Source organism: Planosporangium mesophilum (assembly GCF_016863255.1).
Classification (GTDB): domain Bacteria; phylum Actinomycetota; class Actinomycetes; order Mycobacteriales; family Micromonosporaceae; genus Planosporangium; species Planosporangium mesophilum.
Genome location: NZ_BOON01000031.1, coordinates 147954 through 167946 on the forward strand (window position 1 = coordinate 147954; position 19993 = coordinate 167946).

Consider the following 19993-nt stretch of genomic DNA (forward strand, 5'->3'; position numbering starts at 1 on the left):
CGATGACCGGCTTCGCTCACGCCACGAGCGGCTTCGCTCATGCCACCAACGGCTTCGCCTGTGCGGCGGCGTCGTCGAGGGCCTGTCTGGGTGACTTCCGGCCCAGCAGCGCGTTCTGGATCTCGGCCTGCAGGAGCTGGCTGATCTCGTTGTAGCGGGGTACCTGCGGACGCTCGATCAGCGACGCGAGCTGCTTCTTGGCCACCGGTACGACCTTGGGGTTGGCCTCGACCACCTTCCGGTCGTCGTACGAGGCCGCCCAGCACGGCAGCGAGTTCTTGGCGTACTTGTTCTGCACCTCGGCGCTGGTCAGGTAGCTGACGTAGCGCCAGGCCGCCTTCTGGTTGCGGCTGCCCGAGGTGACGCTGAGCGCCATCGAGCCGTTGACGCCGGGACCGCCGGAGGGTCCGCTCGGGGTCGGTAGCACCGCGACCTTGCCGGCGACCTTCGAGTTCGCCGTGTCGTCGGCGGCGCTGACCATGTACGTCCAGTTGATCGCCATGGCGGCGCCGCCCTCGGAGAAGACCTTGCGGACGTCGTCCTCGACGGACTCGAGGGAGTTGGGGTTGGTCAACTTCTCGTCGAGGGTCCTGCGCATGAACTCCAGCGCCGCGAGGCCGCCGCCGGTGTTGAAGGCGACCGCCCTGCCGTCGTCGGCCAGGAACTTTCCCCCGAACGCGCCGACCAGCTGCGTGTAGTCGCAGATGAGCGCCTCGACCTGCTTCCAGCTCCACAGCAGCGGGTACTCGATGACGCGCTTGTCCTTGAGCGCCCGCGCGGCGGCGAGGACGCCGTCCCAGGTGGACAGGCTCACCGGGTCGACGCCCGCGCGGCCGAGCAGCTCGGTGTTGGCGAACAGGTACTTGGTGTCCAGGATCCACGGCACGCCGTAGAACCTGCCCTGGTACTTCGCCGTGGTCAGCGCGCCGCCGAGCATGCCCGACTGCCACGCCGCCGGTACGTCGCCGCTGACCTCAGTGACGATCTTCTTCGTACCGAACTCGGCCGGCCAGATCACGTCGATGAGCACCACGTCGTAGGTGCCGGCCGGCGCGGCCGCGACGATCTTGTCGTGCAGCGCGTCGTACGCCACGAAGGTGGGCTCGACCTGGATCTTCGGGTTGGCCTTCTGGAAATCCGCGGTCATGTTACGGATGTCGGCCTCGGAGTACGCGGCCTGCTGCATGAACAGTGCCTTGATCTTGCCCTCACCGCTGCCCTGCCCGCCGGCGTTGCCGCCGCCACCGGCGACGTCGCAGCCGGCGAGGATGCCGGCGCCGGCCGCCACGGCCGACAGCCGGAACAGCTCGCGGCGCGACAGCATGCCCTTCGGTTCCGACGTGCCCTTCGGTTCCGACATCGCCGCTCCTCGATCAGGCCGGAATAGTTAAGACGTTTAACTGACCTTCTACCCGCGCTGCTGCGAGCCGTCAAGGGATGCAACGAAGTCGATACGCCCGCAGCGCGCGCGGCGTTCCACCGGGGATGAGCACGCGGACGAGAGCCGGACGTTTGTACGACTGGCGGCGACGGCGGCGGATCGTATGATCTTGCGCGTGCCCCCACCCCTGCCTCCGCCCAACTTCGATCCGGCTGCCGCGTCTCCCGAGCTCGCACGGCTCCGGAACGCCGTCGCAGCCCGCGACTGGCCGACCATCTCGACCGTCTTCGCGCGCGTGGATCAGGTCACCGACGCGACTCTCTACAACTCGGCGGTCTGGATCGTCGCCGAGCAGACCGGCATGGAGCCGTTCCTGGAGGACCTGGCGGCGCGGGAGACGCCGTCCACGTTGGCCCGTACGCTGCTGGCCTGCCGGCTCATCGAGATCGGCTGGGGCATCCGCTCCAACGCCCGGGCACCGCACGTCAGCCGCGAACAGTTCGCCGAGTTCCACGAGTACCTTCGCCGCGCCGAGCGGATCCTGATCGACGTCACCGCGCTGCAGCCGGAGAACCTGGCCGCCTGGTCACTGCGCCTGACCACCGCGCGCGGCCTCGAACTGGGTCAGGCCGAGGCGCGGCGCCGTTACGACCGTGCGGCCGCCCACGACCCGAACAACCTGCCAGCCCAGCGCCAGCTCCTCCAGCAACTGTGCCCGAAGTGGAGCGGCTCCTGGGAGGAGATGCACGCGTTCGCGAACGGCTGCATGCTCAACGCGCCCGAGGGTGCTCTCAACGCCGTCCTCGTCGCCGAGGGCCACCTTGAGCGCTGGCTCGACCTGGGGCGGGCCGAGGGCGCCAAGTATCTCAACCAGCCCCAGGTACAGCAGGAGCTCGTGGCAGCGGCGACCCGCTCGGTCCTGCATCCGTCGTTCCAGCCCAGGTACGGGTGGGTCCTGGCGCACAGTACGTTCGCCATGGTCTTCAGTCTCGCCGGCCGTCATCAGCACGCGGCGGTGCACTTCCGCGCGCTGGGCAACCTGGCGAGCGAATCTCCATGGACGTACCTCGGTGATCCGGCGCAGGCCTTCCAGCGTCACCGGGCCGAGGCGCTGGCGAAGGGAGCGGCGGCATGATCCGCCAGACCGAGGTCGACGGCGTACCCACGATCATCGCCCCCACGCCCGGACCGATGCGCGCCGGCCTGGCCTTCCGGGTCGGCCGCGCCGACGAGACCCTCGCCCGCGGCGGCATCACCCACCTCGTCGAGCACCTCGCGCTGCACCGGCACGGCCTCACCGACTACCACTTCAACGGCGCGACCGGCGCCGTCGTCACCCACTTCTACACCCGGGGCTCAGAGGACGACGTCGTCTCCTTCCTGACCGGCGTGTGCGAGGGGCTGACCGACCTCCCGCTCGAGCGGCTGGAGACCGAGAAGCAGATCCTGCGTACCGAGGAGAACAGCCGGACGCCCGGGGTCACCGAGCAGTTGCCGTTGTGGCGGTACGGGGCGCGCGGATTCGGACTGCTCAGCTACCCCGAGTGGGGCCTGTCGGAGCTCACTCCGGACGACGTGAAGGGGTGGGTGGACACCTGGTTCACCCGGGAGAACGCGGTCCTGTGGATCGCCGGTGAGGACGTGCCCGGCGGTCTCCGGCTGCGGCTGCCCGGTGGCGTCCGCCGACCGCTGCCGGCACCGTCGTCGGCGCTGCCGGTCGCCCCGGCCTACTTCCACGGCCCGGACAACGTGGTCGTGTTCGACGCCGTGGTGGGCCGGCGCACGGCCGCCTCGCTCTTCACCGGAGTACTGGAGCGGGAGCTGTTTCGCGCCCTACGCCAGGAGGGTGGCTTCTCGTACACGGTCGGCACGTCCTACGACCCGCGCGGTGACGGCTTCGCCACCATCACCGCGGTCGCCGACGCCCTCCCCGAAAAGCAGGGCGCCACGCTCGGCGGGTTCATCGACGTGCTGGCGAAGTTGCGGGTCGGGCGCCTGGAGCAGGCCGATCTCAACGCCGCGCGGACGAAGGCGGAGGAGCCGCTCAGCCATCCGGAGGCGGCAGCCGCCGGGCTTCCGTCGTACGCGGTCAACCTGCTGACCGGATACCCGAACAAGACCCACGACGAGCTGCGCGCGGAGTTGCACGCGGTGGACCTGCAAGACCTGCACGAGGTCGCCGTCGAGGCGATGGGCTCGGCGCTGCTCATGGTTCCGGAACGACACAGCGCCGACTGGGCCGGCTTCACGGCCGCGCCCACCTCGTCGGAGCAGGCCGTCCACGGACAGGGCTACCGGTCCCTCGAAGACGATCGGGTGAGCCTGGTCGTCGGCGCCGAGGGCGTCAGCATCGTCACGCCGCACGCCCCCGCGACCGTGCGGTTCGACCGGTGCGCGGCGAACCTCGCTTGGCCTGACGGCGGCCGCCGGCTGATCGGCGACGACGGGATCACCGTTCGGATCGAGCCGACGCTGTACGCCGTGGCGCCCGCCGCGCTGGCGGCCATCGACGCGGCCGTGCCCGCCGCCGTCACCGTCCCGATGCCGGCCCGCCGGCCGGAGGCCGTCCCCCGGCCGACTCCCCAGTCGGCGGCGCAGCCGGCGAAGGGCAGACGGCTGGAGCAGGCCCTCATGATCGTCCTGCTCGTGTTGGCGGGGATCGTCGCGTGTCTGGCGGGGTTGACGACGGCCGGCGTGGCCAGTGACGCGGAGACGTCGTCGGACGGCGTGACGTGGGCGCTGGTCGGCTTCGTCTGGTTCTTCGCCGCCCTGCTGGCGTTGCCTGCGGCCCTCATCGCCCGGCACCGTCGCCAGCGTGCGGCAGGTACCCGCTGAGCCACCCTTGAGCGTCACAACTTCCTCATCGGAGGTTGTGGTCTCCGGCGGGGGCCTGAAGCAGCACCTCTCCGGAAGTTGTGACGCTCAAGGGCCCGCCGGACGGATCCCGCCGGATCCGGGCGGCGAGCCGCTCGGCCCCGCCGCAGAGCGCACCGACGACCACCCCGACCAGGTGCTCGCGCTGCGACAGGCCGTTGAAGATCGCGACCTCGGTGATGTCGTAGGCGACCAGCGCGCCGACCAGCCAACCGGCTCCGCGCACGAGCCCGAGGTACGCGACGAGGGCCACCACGGCGACCGAGGGCCCCGCGTCGCCGAAGGAGTCGTACCGGTGGCCGACCCCCAACGGCCGCCCGAGCAGGATCCACAGGTGAGCCGAGTACGTGGCGAGCACGTGCCCGATGACCGCGACGGCGACCGTCCGGCGCCAGCCCAAGATGGCCTGCGCCAGCCCGTACACCACCCCGACCTGGACGATCGCGAACCAGAACGGCAGTAGCGCGGCCGGCGCGAACATCGACAGCGGCAGCCGCGGCGCAACCGTCGACCAGTCCTCACCCGGCCGCGTGATCGCGTACGCCTCGATGAACGCGTGCCCGGCCGGGGTGCGGTAGGCGCACCCCAGCGCGATCACCATCAGCGACGCGGCCGGCCCCAGCCAGAACCGGTACCACTGCCGGCACCGGACCGCGCCGACAGCGGGCCCGAACACCCGCTGAAGCTCGGCGCCAACCCATCGGATCACGCCCGCGACCACAGCACCGATTATGGGCGTCAATGTCCACCCTCCCCTTCCTCCGTGCGGCCCTTCCCCGCTTGCGGGAAAAGATGGCACGGGTACGGGGTCAGTCCGCGGTGGCGGCCACCAGTCCCCGCCGCAGCGCGGCGAACGCGTCCGGGTCACGCTCGGCCAGCTGGCGGCGGGCGGCGTTGCGGTACCGCACGACCTGTACCGCCCCGATCCCCCACAGCAGGTACTGCGCCCCGAAGGCCCAGCGGAACGCGGTGAGGGAGTAGTGGTTGCCGGCCGACGCAGGGGTGAGCACGTCGAGGACGACGCCGATGCCGAGGATCAGCGCGACCGCGGCGACGAAGCCGCCGACATTGACGATGCCGGTGGCACCGCCGATCCGGCTGGCCGGGTTGAACGTCCGCGCGTAGTCGAAGCCGATCATGGAGCCGGGTCCGTTGATGGCGAGCACCAGCACGAGCACCGTGAGCATCCACAGCGGGGCCCGACCCGGCCAGAGCAGCACCACGGCCCAGGCGACGGCCGAGCTCGCGGGGATGGCCAGCACCAGGACCGAGCGGTGGTAAGGCCGCCGGGCGCAGAAGTTGGCGATGACCGGGCCGCAGAGGATCGCGGCGACCGTCAGCAGCGACAGCAGCAGCGCGGCGGTGGCCGGCGGCAGCCCCTCGCCGGAGACCAGGAACGGGTACCCCCACAGCAGCGCGAAGACCGTACCCGAGAACTGGGTGACGAAGTGCGTCCACAGCCCCAGCCGGGTGCCCGGCTCCGACCACGAGGCGCGCAGGCCGGCGCGTACCGCGGCGTTCGAGGGCGGTACCGGCGGCGCCTCTCCGGTGTAGGGGTGGTCGCGCAGCACGGTGGCCACGCCGACGACGGCGACGACGCCGAGCCCGGCCGCGGCGAGGAAGGTCGGCGTCCAGCCCGCGCCGTGCAGGAGGAGGACCAGGGGGAACGCTGAAGCCAGCGACCCGAGCTGGCCGATCACGCCGGTGAGCTGCACCATGAGCGGATTGCGGCGGGGCGGGAACCACAGCGCGACCACCCGGATCACGCTGATGAAGGTCATCGCGTCGCCGAGGCCGATGAGGATCCGGGCGACGATGGCCAGGCGCACGTCGGTCACGAGCGCGAACAGCAGCTGACCGGCGCCCATGAGCGCGGCGCCGGCGACGAGCAGCCGCCGGGAGCCGAACCGGTCGAGCAGGATCCCGACCGGTACCTGCATCGCCGCGTACACGACGAGCTGACCGACCGAGAACATCGCCAGCATGGACGCGCCGATGCCGAAGCGGTTGGCCGCCTCGACCCCGGCCACGCCCAGCGAGGAGCGGTGGAAGACCGCCGCCCCGTACGCGAACACGCCCGCGCCCCAGATCAGGAGCGCCTTCTTTCCAGAGATCACGCCTGCGCTCCTCGCAGGTACCCGGCGGTGGTGGCGACGTGCCCGACGACCAGGTCGGTCCAGTGCCGTGCGTCGTCGGCGCGCAGGGCGGCGACCATCTCCTCGTGGTCGGCGATCGCCCGGTCCATCCGGTCCGGCGACATGCGCATGGAGGCGACGCCCATGCGCATCTGGCGGTCGCGCAGCCGGTGGTACAGGTCGCCGAGGATCCGGTTGCCGGCAATCTCGACGACGGCCTCGTGGAAGGCGCGGTCCGCCTCGACGAACGCGGTGGGCTCGCCGGCCGAGCGCGCGGCGCGCATCGCGTCCAGCAGCGGCTCGAGCGCGACCACCAGGTCGGCCCGTCGGTCCCAGGCCCGACCGGCCGCGTGGCCCTCGACAAGGGTCCGGGCCTCGATGACCTCGTCGATCTCGCGCGCCGACACCGGCAGCACCAGGGCGCCGCGCTTGGGGTAGAGCACGACGAGCCCCTCGGTCTCCAGGCGCAGCAGCGCCTCGCGCACGGGGGTACGGGACACGCCCACCGCCTCGGCTATCTCGGCCTCGGTGAGGAGAGCGCCGCCGGGGTGGAGCTGCTCCAGGATGGCCCGCTTGAGGTGCTGGTACACCCGGGTGGTCGCGGACGGTGCGGTGTTTTGCGCAGGGTTCGGCGCGGATCTCGATGAGGGATACATGATGTATCTATCCTACGGCGCACCGCGGCGACCAGGGCCGATCGCCGACGTGATCTCCATTGCATCTGGGCTGCGCATCTTGGGCTGCCGCATCGTGGGTCGCCGCATCGTGGGTCGCCGCATCGTGGGTCGCCGCATCGTGGTCGCCGCATCGTGGGTCGCCGCATCGTGGGCCGCCCCCGAAGGCCGCCCCCGAAGGCCGCCCACCGCCGGCATCCGCCGTTCTGCGCTAAGCGGGTATAACGCTTATTCCGCTTAATTCACCGCCGCAACCGAGCGGCACCCTTCCGCGAACCGGGTCGACAACCGACGCGCCCGACCGTCGATGTCGAACCCGCCACGGAAGGCATACTTCTCATGAACCCGAACATCCGACGGCTCCTGCTGGGCGCGATCCTCGCGACGTCGACCACTGGTGCCACCCTCGGCGTCGGCATGGAAGCCGCGTCCGCCGCCTCGACCGTCAACGTCACGGTCCGTACCGACGGTGGCCCCCTCAACATCCGCAGCGGCCCGACCGCCCAGTCGACGACCGTCCAGCAGGTTCGGAACTGGACCACGCTCGCCGTGTCCTGCCAGACGTCCGGGCAGTGGGTCAAGGGCACGATACGCGCCACTGCCCAGTGGGACCGGCTGACCAACGGCCGCTACGTCGCGCACGCCTACATTCAGCAGAACCCGAGCCTGCCCTCGTGCGCGTCGCTGGACGCGCCGCAGCCCGCCACCCCGGCGCCGGGTAACCCGAACCCGTACGTCCGTACCGACGGCGGCCCGCTCAACGTCCGCAGCGGCCCCAGCTCCCGGTCCGACCAGGTCGGCACCGTCCCCAACTGGAGCGGCGTCTCCCTGACCTGCCAGGTCAACGGCGAGACGGTACGCGGTACGGTGCGCTCCACCGCCCAGTGGGACAAGCTCACCAGCGGCGGGTACATCTCGCACGCGTACGTGGTGACCGGCGTCGCCCTGCCGGCGTGCGGCGCCGCCGCCCCGACGCCCGCTCCGGCACCGACCCCGACCCCCGCGCCGGCCCCGACCCCTGCCCCGGCCCCTGCCCCGGCGCCGGCCACCTACTCCGGCACCGCGCGTACCGAGGGCGGCCCGCTCAACATCCGCAGCGGCCCGTCCACCGGTTCGGCGCTGCGCGGCGAGATCTCCAACTGGGCCACGGTCACCCTCGTCTGCGCGGTCTCCGGCGACTACGTCAACGGTGCCCTGCGCGCCACCAGCCAGTGGGACCAGCTGTCCAGCGGCAACTACATCTCCCACGCCTACGTGGACACCTCGGCCACGCTGCCGACCTGCGCCGGCGGCGCGCCGGTCACCGGTGCACCCGGCCCGGTGGGCAGCGGTACCAACGCCCAGTTCATCGCCGCCGCGGTCGCCCCGGCCCAGCAGGGCTTCCGCGAGTTCCGGGTACCGCCGTCGGTGACGATCGCCCAGGCGATCCTGGAGTCGGGCTGGGGCCGTAGCTCCCTGACCGCCAACGACCGCAACTACTTCGGCATCAAGTGCTTCAGTGGCAACCCCGGCCCGATCGCCAACGGCTGCCACACGTACGCGACGTACGAGTGCACGCCGAACTGCTACCCGACGTACGCCTCGTTCCGCACGTACGCGTCGATCACCGACTCGTTCCGCGACCACGGCAGTTTCCTGACGAGCAACAGCCGTTACCGCAACGCGTTCAACTACAGCAACAACGCCGACCAGTTCCTGTACGAGATCTGGAAGGCCGGGTACGCCACGAGCCCGACCTACGTGGAGAACACGAAGGCCCTGATGCGGCAGTACAACCTGTACCAGTACGACAAGTTCTGACATCCTGTTCGCCCTGGTGGCGATAGGTACTGACCTGGTCAAAGGCCGTCGTCAGGAAGCGTCATTGGTTGGTTGGGTCAACCTCTGACGGCCTGGCGACGGCCTGGTCGTGGTTATCGCGGTCTATTACGGACTCGGCGGACTGTCGAACTGCGACTGCCTCACGGTCATATCAGGATCTCGTTGTGCAGTTCTACGGAATCGATCATCAGCGGATCGGCCAGCATCTGATCGCGAGTCGAAGCGGTGAGCCCGCCCGCAGGAACTCGAGGTAGCCGCAGGAATACGTGGAGTTACCTGTACGTTTCTCGGTCGGCCACCGAAGCCGAGCCGAGGGAGATCATGAGAAAGCCAGCTGTTACAGTGGGAGCGGTGTGCGCTGCACTCGTCGCATTCGTGTTCGCTGCCGCGCACGCGCCACGGTCGGCGCAGTCGCCGCCCTCGGTGCCAACGGCGCAGAGCGTGGCCGGCCTGCACGTCAGCGGCACGAACATCGTCGAAGGCAACGGAAACAGCTTCGTCATGCGCGGCGTCAGCTACCCGTACGCCTGGCACAAGAACCAGAACCAATCGTTAGCCGACATCAAGAAGCTGGGTACCAACACCGTACGTGTGGTGCTGGACAGCAGCATCGGAGCCGGCGAGGTGTCCGACGTCATCTCGACGTGCAAGCAGAACCGGCTCATCTGTGTCCTGGAGAACCACGACACCACCGGGTACGGCGATAGCGGCAGCGCCATCACCCTGGACCAGGCCGCCGACTACTGGGTCGGACTGAAGAACGTGCTTGCCGGCCAGGAGAGCTACGTTGTCATCAACATCGGCAACGAGCCGTACGGCAACAACAGCGCCTCCGCCTGGACCGACGCGACGAGCGGAGCGATCAAGAAGCTGCGCGACGCTGGCCTCAAGCACCTGATCATGGTCGACGGACCGGGCTGGGGACAGGACTGGTCGGGCGTCATGCGCAACACCGCCTCGTCGGTGTTCGCCAGCGACCCGCAGCGCAACACCGTGTTCTCCGTTCACATGTACGGCGTGTACGGCACCGCCTCCAAGATCACCGACTACTACGACGCCTTCCAGAGCGCGGGACTGCCGTTGGTGGTCGGTGAGTTCGGGTGGAAGCACACCGACGGTGACGTGGACGAGGACGCCATCATCAACGAGGCACGGTCCCGCGGGATCGGATACCTGGGCTGGTCGTGGAGCGGCAACAGCGGCGGTGTCGAGTACCTCGACATGGCGACCAACTTCAACCCCGACCAGCTGACCTCGTGGGGTCAGCGGCTCTTCAACGGCGCCAACGGCATCCGGGCGACCTCGAAGGAGGCCACCGTTTTCGGTGGCCGGGTGGCAGTCGAGTAGGTCGGCGATCTCGGCGGGGGCATGCCGGCGGCGAGCTCAACCGGTCGCTGCACCACTTCCTTCGTGATCTCGACGGAGGTGGTTGGGGTGGCGGCTCGGTTGAGCGTCGCTGACCGCGAAGAGATCACGTTGGGGTTGGCCCGCGGCAACCCGCCCTCTGCAGTTCGCCATCGCCACCGACTGTCCGGTCTGCTTCTGCGACCCGCACAGCCCCTGCCAGCGCGGTAGTAACGAAAACACCAACGGCCTGCTACGCCGGTACTACCCCAAAGGCAAGGCCGACTTCCGCACCATCACCCAGGCCGACCTCGAGCCGTCTACGGGTAGCTACTCATGGCCCGGCGACTACGAGCACGCAGGGGAGAAGCAAACGTGGGAGGACCGAAAGCTGCGCCTGCGGATTGGGACGCCTGGCTTGATCGGGACGCCTGGCTCGCGGGCCGGGAAGCGCTGGGCACGGGGCAGTTCCGGGTCGCGCTGACCTCGTTCGACCCGCAGCAGGCGCGAGAACTGCACCGCAGGCTCGCCCGCTGGAGACCAACGTACTGGCCGCTGGTGCTCTCCTATCTGGTGATTGTGGTGGGTGACTTCTGGTCCAACGCCCCAGTTGCGGGCGCGCTTGGCTGGCCGCTGACGGTGCTGTGGACGTGGCCCATCTTCACCACGCTCACCGGTATGGTCGGCATACGACGGACTCGCAAGGCACTGCGCGAGTCAGAGGCTCGGTGGTCCGGCCACGGGCTGACGAGAAGCGAGGGTTTCCTGATCGTTGTCGTTCCCACCATCGGCCGGCACGACACCTACCCCGCGCTCGAGCGCTCGGTCCTGTCCTACGTCGCCTATCTCCCCAGGTGCTTTCCCCGGCTCAGGATCGACATCGTCATCGACGAGGGCTGCGAGGCGACAGGCCGGATCGCCAGGCTGGCCGCCGGAAGCGAGCTGATACGGATTGTCACCGTACCGAGGCGGTATCGCACTGCTAACGGAACGAGATTCAAGGCGCGTGCCGCCCACTATTCACATGAGCTGCGGATCCGCGAGCACGAGGACTGCGACGACGTGTGGGTGCTGCACATGGATGACGACACCGGTGTGGGCCCCGATACCGCCCTGGCCATGGCCCGGTTCATCGAGGAACAGTTTCAGGCTGGCCGCGATGCCAAACACCTGGGTCAGGGCATCCTGACGTACCCGCGCGAGTACGCTGCGAACAGGCTCATCTGGCTCGCAGACTCGGTCCGGCCCGCCGAGGACGTGGGGCGCTTCTCAGCCTGGACCGGCAATGGCACGCCGCGCGCGGGCGTGCACGGTGAACTACTGCTGGTACGGGCCTCGATCGAGGCGACAATAGGCTGGGATTTCGGCCCTCGGAGCATTGTCGAGGACGCCCAGTTCGCACTGATCTTCAGTGCTCGCTACGAGGGCCGGAGCGCCTGGTTCGGCGGCCGGAGCTACGGCGCGTCGCCGGCCAGCCTCCGCGATTTCTTCCGGCAACGCGAGCGCTGGTCCTGGGGCCTGGCGGCCCTGATATTCAACCGGTCGCTGCAACGGCGAAACCGGCTGCTACTCGGGTACTCGGTGATGTCGTGGGTTGTCGGCCCGATCACCAATGTCGGAGTAGTTCTGCTCCTCGGCATTCTCATCGCGTCCAATACATCTCCGGAAACGCTCTTCGTCATTCCACTCTGGGCGCTGAACATGGCCTACACGATCTGGATGTACTGGGAGGGACTGCGGGTCAATGCCGGAGTATCCGGTGACGGCCGGCGCAAGTGGTGGGAGCCGTTGGCCGTGATCCTGCTGATCCCGGTCTTCGGGCTGATGGAGAGCCTCCCCGGGCTACGCGGATTCGTGAAGTTCGCCCGGCGCACCGAGAACAAGTTCATGGTCATCGCGAAGCCGTCATGACATCGGGTGAGATGCGTCGACTCTGGGGCCGGCAGGCCCAGGCGCTCCCCGCCGCCGCCCTCCCACTTTGTCGATCCGCCTGACGAGAGTCAGCCACCCTCGTCGGGCGTCGCGGGCCGTAGCTTCCATGTGAGTGGACGAATCGAATCTGCCCCGCGGGCTTGACCATGACGCTGCGTCAACCCTCCATGCTGGCTGTCATGAGCATCCCACCAACAACCGATCAGGTCGAACAGCCCGCGATACACGTGCAGGGCCTGGAGAAGTCGTTCAAGCATCTGAAGGTGCTGCGCGGCGTGGACCTCGAAGTGGCGCGGGGCAGCATCTTCGCCCTGCTCGGCTCGAACGGGGCCGGCAAGACGACGGTGGTGAAGATCCTGTCGACGCTGCTCAAGGCCGACACAGGGGCTGCCCGAGTCAACGGCTTCGATGTCGCGACACAGGCCGCCGACGTACGCGAGTCCATCAGTCTCACCGGGCAGTTCGCGGCGGTCGACGAGATCCTCAGCGGGCGGGAGAACCTCGTCCTGGTCGCCAGGCTGAGGCACCTCAAGGACCCGGGCGCGATCGCGGATGACCTACTGAGGCGCTTCTCGCTGACCGAGGCGGGCACCCGGAGGGTGGCGACGTACTCCGGTGGCATGCGCCGCCGCTTGGACATCGCGATGAGTCTCATCGGCAATCCGCCGGTCATCTTCCTCGACGAGCCGACGACCGGGCTGGACCCGGAGGCGCGCATCGAGGTGTGGCAGGCCGTCAAGGAGCTCGCCGAGGGCGGCACGACCGTGCTGCTCACGACTCAGTACCTCGACGAGGCAGAGCAGCTCGCCGACCGGATCGCGATCCTCCACGAGGGCCGGATCATCGTGAACGGCACCCTCAATGAGCTCAAGCAGCTCCTCCCAGCCCCGGAGGTCGAGTACGTCGAGAAGCAGCCGACCCTCGAGGACGTCTTCCTCACCCTCGTCGGCGCCAGAACGGACAAGGAACAACGATGAACAGGCACTTCCTCGGCGACACCGCCGTCCTCCTGGGGCGTTCGCTGCGCCACATCACCCGCAGCCCGGACACCATCATCACGACCGCGATCATGCCGATCGCCTTCATGCTGCTGTTCGTCTACGTCTTCGGCGGCGCGATCGAGACCGGGTCCGACTCGTACGTGAACTACCTGCTGCCCGGCATCCTGCTCATCACGATCGCCTCGGGCATCTCCTACACCGCCTACCGGCTCTTCCTGGACATGCAGGGCGGCATCTTCGAACGGTTCCAGTCCATGCCGATCGCCCGATCGGCCGTGCTGTGGGCGCACGTCCTGACCTCGCTGGTCGCCAACCTGACCTCGCTCGTGGTCGTCGTCGGCGTCGCCCTCCTCATGGGTTTCCGCACGGGGGCGGGCGTGCTGGGGTGGCTCGCGGTCGTCGGCATTCTGGTCCTGTTCACCCTGGCACTGACCTGGATCGCCGTGATCCCCGGCCTCACCGCAAAGTCCGTGGACGGCGCGAGCGCGTTCTCCTACCCGCTCATCTTCCTGCCGTTCATCAGCTCGGCCTTCGTGCCCACCGAGTCCATGCCCGGCCCGGTGCGCGCCTTCGCCGAGCACCAGCCGGTGACCTCCATCGTCAACGCGATCCGAGACCTGTTCACCCGGCAGCCGGTCGGCACCGACATCTGGACCGCCCTCGCCTGGTGCGCCGGCATCCTCGTCGTTGCCTACATGTTCGCCAACATCTCCTACCGGCGCAGGATCTCCTGAGCCGGCGTCGACCGGGTCCGGGCGAGTTGAGGGCAGGATCTACAGCATGCTGACGATCGGTCAACTGGCGGCGTACGCCGGGGTCACGGTGCGGGCGGTGCGGCACTATCACCAGATCGGACTACTGCCCGAGCCGCAGCGGGATGCTTCGGGTTACCGGCGGTATGGTCCGACGGCCGTCGTGTCCCTGATCAGGATCCGCACCCTCGCCGACGCCGGTGTGCCGCTGTCTCAGATCGGTCAGATGCTCGAAGCCGACGCATCGACCTTTGCCGAAGCGGTCCACAGGATCGACAGCCACCTGCGAGACGAGATCGAACGGCTGGAGACCAGCCGCAAGCAGATCGCGCAGCTCGCCGCCGGGGACAGTCTGGCGCTCCCACCGGAGGTGATCTACTACCTCGATCGGCTTCGGGAGATCGGGGCGTCAGAGCGGATGGTGGAGGGCGAGCGGGACGGGTGGATCTTGATGGCTGCCCGCTGGCCCGATCGCGTTCGCGAGTGGATGCCAGGGAAAATCGCGCAGCTCGATGACCCGCAACTCGTTCGGCTCTATCGGATCCTGTCGGAGATCTTCGAAAGCGACGCAGGCGACGACCCGCGTCTGGAGGAAGCCGCCGACATCATGGCCGGCCTGGCCGAGCAGGCATACACCTCCGGCGAGATCGACCTGGGCGAGGAGGCGCACGACGATCTACCGTTTGACCTTCTGGACGCACTTGCCGTCGAGGCCGACCCGCGGGCGCAGCGGCTGCTGGACCTGATGCGCGAGCGTGGCTGGGCCAGTTGGACCCGGACCCGGCCGGAGCGGCTGGCGGAGCCGCCCGACTAACCTCCGGGCGTCGTTTCACACCTGGATGTCGACTACTCATGTCGGCAGGAGGCTCACGTGCCCACGTTCCAGGACCCCGCAGCAGGCGCCGCGGAGGCCCGCAAGCACTGCGCGGGCCGGCGCACACCCTTGGAGAGTTGGGCACCACAGCGGCGCCCAACTCTCCAAGATCGCGCAGTCCGCGGCGGGTGAAGCCGCGGTGAACGGGTAGCCGCTCCGAACGCCGGAGAAGAAGTCGTGATGACCGGAATCGACGAGCAGTACGTCCTGAGTACCGACACCCGCCGGGCCGAAGCGTTCAGCGACGGCGTGCTCGCGATCGTCATCACCCTGCTGGTACTGGATCTTCGCACTCCTTCGGTGCCACCCGGCCACCTGCTGGAAGGGCTGCTCGCGCAGTGGCCGGCGTACCTGGCCTACGTCACCTCGTACATCTACGTGGCGGTCGTCTGGCTCAACCACAAGGCCGCGTTCAAGCGGGTCGTCCACGTCGACCGGGGGCTGCACTGGGCGAACCTCGGGGTGCTGTTCACGACGGCGCTGCTGCCGTTCCCGACCGCGGTACTCTCCCGCACCGTGCTGGAGGAGAACCCGACCGACATCCGCACCGCGGTGGCGCTGTACGCGCTGGTCGGCGCGCTGGTCTGCGCCGCCTGGCTGGCGCTGTTCCAGCACCTCAGCACCCACCCCATCCTGCTGGCCGAGGGCGTCGAGGCGGAGTTCTTCGCCAAGGAGCGCATCCGGGCGTGGGCCGGCATCGCGCTGTACATCGTCGCCGGCATCATCGGGGCGCTGATCGCCCCGCCGATCGCGTTGGCGATCTTCCTCGCCGTTCCGGCCTTCTACGGCCTGACCAGCAGCGGTCTCTACTCGATGCCCGCCGTCGCGCGGGCCGTCGACGACGACTCAGGCGAGCGGTGACGGCTCCGAGTCAGATGAAGACACGCCCGCCGGCGCGGCGGTGCTCTCCCGGACGACCAGCTCGGTGGCGAGCTCGACGCGCGGGGTCTCCAGCGTCTCGCCCTGGGCCAACCGCAGTACCGCACGCGCCGCGAGCCGCCCCATGTCGACCAGCGGCTGACGCACCGTGGTCAGCGGCGGCGGCGACCAGCAGGCCTCCGGCAGGTCGTCGAAGCCCACGACGCTGACGTCGTCGGGTACCCGCAGACCCCGCCGGCGCACGGCCTCGTACACCCCGAAGGCCATCTGGTCGCTGGAGGCGAAGATCGCCGTCGGCGGCCGGTGAAGGTCGAGCAGCGCGGCGGCGCCCTCGAAGCCGGAGCTGTGGTAGAAGTCGCCGGGCTTGATCAGCTCCTCGTCGACCTCGACGCCGGCGGCCTCCAGCGCGGCCCGGAAGCCGTCGAGGCGGGCCCGGCTGCACAGCAGGCGCGGCGGCCCGGCTATGAAGCCGATGCGCCGGTGACCGAGTCCGATCAGATGCTGGGTGGCGACCAGCCCGCCGGCCCAGTTGGTGGCGCCGATGGTGGGAACGTCGAGGGTCGGCACGCCGGCCGGGTCGACCAGCACCATCGGTACGTGCAGCCGGCGCAGCTCGGCCGGGATGGACGGGGCGAGGTCGCTGGCGACCAGAATGACCCCGTCGGTGGCGCGGGTACGCAGGTTGTGCAGCCACTGGCGGGTGGGCGCGGTGCGCCGGTGGATCGCGGAGACGACGGTGCCCACGCCGCCGGCGTGGGCCACCTCCTCCACCCCCCGGATGATCTCTACGGCCCACGGGCTGTCGAGGTCGGTGAAGACCAGGTCGATCAGGCTGGCACTGGTCCGCGACACCGTGACCCTGCGCTTGTACGCGTGCCGGTGCAGTAGCTCCTCGATGCGCTCCCGGGTCTCGGGTGCCACGTCGGAGTGGCCGTTGAGCACCCGCGACACCGTCGGCACCGATACGCCGGCCTCACGCGCGATCGCCGTGATCGTCACTCTGCGTCCATGGTCCGCCGCCACTAGCAGCTCCTCGGTCGGGGTTCACGCCTACGTTGGTGCCCTGGCAGCAGCCCTGACGTCCGGAACCAGTTTACGAAAGCCTTCCGAAAACTCGGCATACCGATCATCTCACGTACGGGTGGCCGCGTCCGGCCGTGCTCTTCACCTCCGTGCTCATTTGCCGCCGACGCCGGCGAGGCCGGCGACGAGCCAGCGCCGCGCGAACAGGTACAGGAACAGCACCGGCAGCGCCGACAGCAGCACCGCGGTCATCAGCATCGGCACGTCCACCCCGTACTCCTGCTGGAAGTCCCACAGGCCCAGGGTGGCGACCCGCTTCTCCGGGCTCTGGGTCAGGATCAGCGGGAAGATGAAGCCGTTCCAGGCGTTGAGACCGCTGAAGATCGCCACGGTCGTGATGGCGCCCCTGGACAGCGGCAGGGTGAGCCGGAAGAACGCGCGCAGCGGGCCGGCCCCGTCCACGGTCATCGCCTCGTACAGCTCCCCGGACACGTCTCGCAGTGAACCGGCGAGGATGAGAATGACCAGCGGCAGCCCGAACGCGACCGTCGGCAGCACGATGCCGGTGAGCGTGTCGTAGAGCCCGAGCCGGGTGAGGATCCAGTAGACCGGGATGATCGTGGCCTGGGCCGGGATCGCCAGCCCGAGCAGGAACATCCGGAAGACCGTGCCGGCCAGCCACTCGCGCGACCGTACGATCGCGTACGCCGCGGGCAACGCCAGCACGAGCGTGAGCACGATGCTGGCCACGGTGACGATCGCCGAGTTCACCATGTACTTGGTGAAGCCGGCGGCGATCACCGCCTGCACGTTGCCGAACGTGACGTTGCGGGGCAGCGCCAGGGGCCCGTTCGCCAGGTACTCGCTGCGCCGCTGCACGGCCCAGGAGATCATCCACACCACGGGCATCGCGACGATCACGAGCCAGATGCCCGCGAGGACGCCCGCCGCGTAGTTGGGGCGGGCGATGGAACGCTCGGCCACTGTCTACAACCCTTCCAACGTGGAGCGCATCCGGCCGAATCCGGAGAAGCGCACGATCAACAGCGACACCAGGGTGCCGAGCACGACGATCACCGCCGCGACGGTGGCCGCGAAGCCCATCTCGTAGTTGTTGAACGCGCCCTGGTACATCAGGTACGGCAACGTGACCGTTGCGTCACCGGGTCCGCCCTGGGTGAGCAGCAGGATCGTCTCGAAGTAGGTGAGCGACCCGACGATCATGATCGTCGACGACGTGATGATCGTGTTCTTCAGCTGCGGCAGGGTGACGAACCAGAAGGCGTGCCAGCGGGTGGCGCCGTCGATGGTGGCCGCGTCGTAGAGCATGGCGGGGATGTTGCGGGCCGCCGCCTGGTAGATCAACGAGTGGAACGGTACGAACTGCCAGATCAGCACGAAGACGATGACGTACAGGGCGGACTTCGGGTTGCCGATGATGTTGCCGTCGGGGAAACCGATGAAGGGGCCCAGGTACTTGGCGATCCCGAAGTTGGGGTCCACGATGGCACGCCACGCGATGGCGATCGCGCCGCTGGACAGCAGCAGCGGCAGGAAGTAGATCGTCGACAGCACGGCCCGGTTGCGCTGCCGGCCGGCCGCCCACACCCCGACCGCGATCGCGAGGGGGGTCTGGGTGGCCCAGCTCAGCGCCGTGAGCAGAAACGTGGTGCCGGTCGCCGCCAGCACTCCGGGGTCGGAGACGAGGCGTCGCCAGTTGTCCAGCCCGATGAAGGTCGGATCGCCGAGCCCCTGCCACGACGTGAACGACAGCACGAACACGCCGATCACCGGCACGACCGCGAACGCCAGGAAGAACAGCGTGGCCGGCAGGACGTACGCCGAGCCAGGCCGCGACGCGCGGCCGGGTGCGGCAGGGGCGGGGCCCCGCCGCTGCCCGGAAAGGGCGGACGGCGGGGCCCCGCCTTGAAAGCCGGTGGTCTGAGTCGTCACGGGAGGGCCACCATGGCGTCGACGAATCCCTTCGCGTCAAGCTGGCCGAGGAACACCTTCTGCAGGTTGGTCAGCATCGGCTGGGCGTACTTGTTCTCGATCGCCTGGTCCCAGGACAGCTGGAAGCTGCTGGCGTCCTGCACCATCTTGTAGACGAACGACCCGAACTGAGCGTCCTTCGACTGGGCGATCTTGCTCTCGAGACCGGTGATGGCGGGTACGTCGCCGTTGGCGATCCAGTCGTCAACGTAGGCGTCCGAGGCCATCGCCTTGAGGAACTCCTTGGCGCTGTCGACGTTTCGGGAGCGCTTGGTGACGGAGAAGTAGTTGGTCGGATTGCCCACGACCGCCTTGGCGTCGCCCTTGCCGCCCTCGAAGGCGGGGAACGCGGCCGAGCGCAGCGCGTCCTTGACGAAGGCCGGGTGCTGGTCGAGCTGGGCGGTGTACTCCCACGAACCCATCAGGTGCATGGCGGCCTTGCCCTGCGCGAACAGGGTGCCCGCTCCGACGTCGCCGTCGTAGTTGACCGAGGCGAAGTTGCTGTCGAAGCCGCCCCGCTTGACGAGGTCGATGATGGCGTTGAGGGCCTGGGTGATGGCCGGGTCGCGCCAGCCGTTCCTGTCGCCGGCGGCGATGCCGCCGAAGACCGCCGGGCCGCCGATCCGGTCGACCAGGTACTCCAGCCACATCAGCAGGGTCCAGGCCTGGGAACCGGCGAGGGCGAACGGCGTGATGCCGGCGGCCTTGAACCGGTCCACCTGCGACAGCAGCTCCGACCACGTCGCCGGCGGCGCGGACACCTTCGCCTTGTCGAGCGCCTGCTGGCTGTAGAACATGATGACCGGCTGCATGCCACGGTTGGGGATGCCGTAGTACTTGTCGCCGATCTTGCCGGCGTCGAGCACCGACGGGATGAACTTCGCCTTGAAGGCCGGGTCACCGTTCAGCATCGGCGTGAGGTCGGCGAGCAGGTCGTTCTGCACGTACTGGCGGATGCTGCCGCCGCCCCAGTTGAAGAAGACGTCCGGCTGCTGCGGGCTGCCCATCGCGATCCGCAGCTTCTGCTTGTACGGATCGTTGTCGTACGCCGTGATCTTGGCCTTTGCCTTGGCGGTGGCGTTGAACCGGTCGATCGCGGCCTGCTGGATCTTGTTCTGGACGTCGTCCTTGAGACACCAGACGTCGATCCCGGCGGCCGCGTTGCTCGCACCCTGGCCGCCGCTGCCACAGCCGGCCGTGCCGAGCGTCAACGCGCCCGCGCCGAGACCGGCAAGACCCAGCAACGATCTACGGGAGATGTGCGCGGGGGTAGTCATGAGCCATCCCTTCGACACTTACATCGGTGCACGG

At 68.9% G+C, this 19993-nt stretch carries 17 protein-coding genes and 1 pseudogene; 10 read left to right on the forward strand and 8 right to left on the reverse strand.

The features are described from left to right. Positions 1–37: 37 nt before the first annotated feature. The gene (locus tag Pme01_RS16895; RefSeq protein ID WP_203935682.1) at positions 38–1360 is read right to left on the reverse strand and encodes an extracellular solute-binding protein; all 1323 of its coding nucleotides are present in this window, start codon (positions 1358–1360) and stop codon (positions 38–40) included. A gap of 196 nt (positions 1361–1556) precedes the next feature. Between Pme01_RS16895 and Pme01_RS31055 the strand changes: the two genes are divergently transcribed. Together Pme01_RS31055 and Pme01_RS16905 are read left to right on the forward strand one after the other, a co-directional pair. Beyond that, a complete protein-coding gene (locus Pme01_RS31055) occupies positions 1557–2516 on the forward strand; it encodes a hypothetical protein (protein ID WP_239088279.1) in 960 nt (319 codons plus the stop codon). After that, on the forward strand, positions 2513–4216 hold the full coding sequence (locus Pme01_RS16905) for a peptidase M16 family protein (protein ID WP_168114183.1): 1704 nt from the start codon (positions 2513–2515) through the stop codon (positions 4214–4216). The genes Pme01_RS31055 and Pme01_RS16905 overlap by 4 nt, the downstream gene beginning before the upstream one ends. Positions 4217–4241: 25 nt before the next feature. Here the strand turns inward: Pme01_RS16905 and Pme01_RS16910 are convergent, their stop codons facing one another. The 3 genes from Pme01_RS16910 to Pme01_RS16920 all read right to left on the reverse strand — a co-directional run bounded on the left by Pme01_RS16910 (position 4242) and on the right by Pme01_RS16920 (position 6980). Beyond that, complete coding sequence (locus Pme01_RS16910) at positions 4242–4964, reverse strand: hypothetical protein (protein ID WP_168114182.1); 723 nt, start codon at positions 4962–4964, stop codon at positions 4242–4244. 100 nt (positions 4965–5064) lie between these two features. Further along, the gene (locus tag Pme01_RS16915) at positions 5065–6372 is read right to left on the reverse strand and encodes an MFS transporter (RefSeq protein WP_168114181.1); all 1308 of its coding nucleotides are present in this window, start codon (positions 6370–6372) and stop codon (positions 5065–5067) included. Beyond that, positions 6369–6980 (reverse strand): GntR family transcriptional regulator, encoded by a 612-nt coding sequence (locus Pme01_RS16920; protein ID WP_239088280.1) that lies wholly within the window; start codon positions 6978–6980, stop codon positions 6369–6371. Before Pme01_RS16920 ends, Pme01_RS16915 begins: the two co-directional genes overlap by 4 nt. A gap of 423 nt (positions 6981–7403) precedes the next feature. On the opposite strand from Pme01_RS16920, the gene gsmA reads away from it, so the two are divergent. The 8 genes and pseudogenes from gsmA (at position 7404) to Pme01_RS16955 (ending at position 15649) form a co-directional block, all read left to right on the forward strand. Continuing rightward, positions 7404–8864, forward strand: coding sequence for a sporangiospore maturation cell wall hydrolase GsmA (gene gsmA / locus Pme01_RS31540; RefSeq protein ID WP_168114179.1), 1461 nt, complete (start codon positions 7404–7406; stop codon positions 8862–8864). A 372-nt stretch (positions 8865–9236) separates the two neighbouring features. Further along, a complete protein-coding gene (locus Pme01_RS16930) occupies positions 9237–10232 on the forward strand; it encodes a glycoside hydrolase family 5 protein (protein ID WP_308441090.1) in 996 nt (331 codons plus the stop codon). 163 nt (positions 10233–10395) lie between these two features. Then, a pseudogene (locus Pme01_RS31065) lies at positions 10396–10542 on the forward strand (transposase); the annotation flags it as partial. A gap of 62 nt (positions 10543–10604) precedes the next feature. Then, a complete protein-coding gene (locus Pme01_RS16935) occupies positions 10605–12140 on the forward strand; it encodes a glycosyltransferase family 2 protein (protein WP_203935683.1) in 1536 nt (511 codons plus the stop codon). Positions 12141–12340: 200 nt separating this feature from the next. Continuing rightward, entirely contained in the window at positions 12341–13138 is a 798-nt protein-coding gene (locus Pme01_RS16940; protein WP_239088281.1) for an ABC transporter ATP-binding protein, read from the forward strand. Further along, positions 13135–13896, forward strand: a complete 762-nt coding sequence (locus Pme01_RS16945; protein WP_168114175.1) for an ABC transporter permease — start codon at positions 13135–13137, stop codon at positions 13894–13896. Before Pme01_RS16940 ends, Pme01_RS16945 begins: the two co-directional genes overlap by 4 nt. A 46-nt stretch (positions 13897–13942) precedes the next feature. Continuing rightward, positions 13943–14728: a MerR family transcriptional regulator gene (locus Pme01_RS16950; RefSeq protein ID WP_168114174.1), complete on the forward strand. Its 786-nt coding sequence runs from the start codon at positions 13943–13945 to the stop codon at positions 14726–14728. Between the two features lie 240 nt (positions 14729–14968). Continuing rightward, positions 14969–15649 (forward strand): TMEM175 family protein, encoded by a 681-nt coding sequence (locus tag Pme01_RS16955; protein ID WP_168114173.1) that lies wholly within the window; start codon positions 14969–14971, stop codon positions 15647–15649. Here Pme01_RS16955 and Pme01_RS16960 read toward each other — a convergent pair. The 4 genes from Pme01_RS16960 to Pme01_RS16975 form a co-directional block, all read right to left on the reverse strand. Continuing rightward, positions 15635–16690 (reverse strand): LacI family DNA-binding transcriptional regulator, encoded by a 1056-nt coding sequence (locus tag Pme01_RS16960; RefSeq protein WP_168114172.1) that lies wholly within the window; start codon positions 16688–16690, stop codon positions 15635–15637. The genes Pme01_RS16955 and Pme01_RS16960 overlap by 15 nt on opposite strands. A gap of 153 nt (positions 16691–16843) precedes the next feature. Then, positions 16844–17674: a carbohydrate ABC transporter permease gene (locus tag Pme01_RS16965; protein ID WP_239088282.1), complete on the reverse strand. Its 831-nt coding sequence runs from the start codon at positions 17672–17674 to the stop codon at positions 16844–16846. A 3-nt stretch (positions 17675–17677) separates the two neighbouring features. Continuing rightward, positions 17678–18643, reverse strand: a complete 966-nt coding sequence (locus tag Pme01_RS16970) for a carbohydrate ABC transporter permease (protein WP_168114171.1) — start codon at positions 18641–18643, stop codon at positions 17678–17680. Next, positions 18640–19959 (reverse strand): ABC transporter substrate-binding protein, encoded by a 1320-nt coding sequence (locus Pme01_RS16975; protein WP_168114170.1) that lies wholly within the window; start codon positions 19957–19959, stop codon positions 18640–18642. Before Pme01_RS16975 ends, Pme01_RS16970 begins: the two co-directional genes overlap by 4 nt. Positions 19960–19993 lie beyond the last annotated feature (34 nt).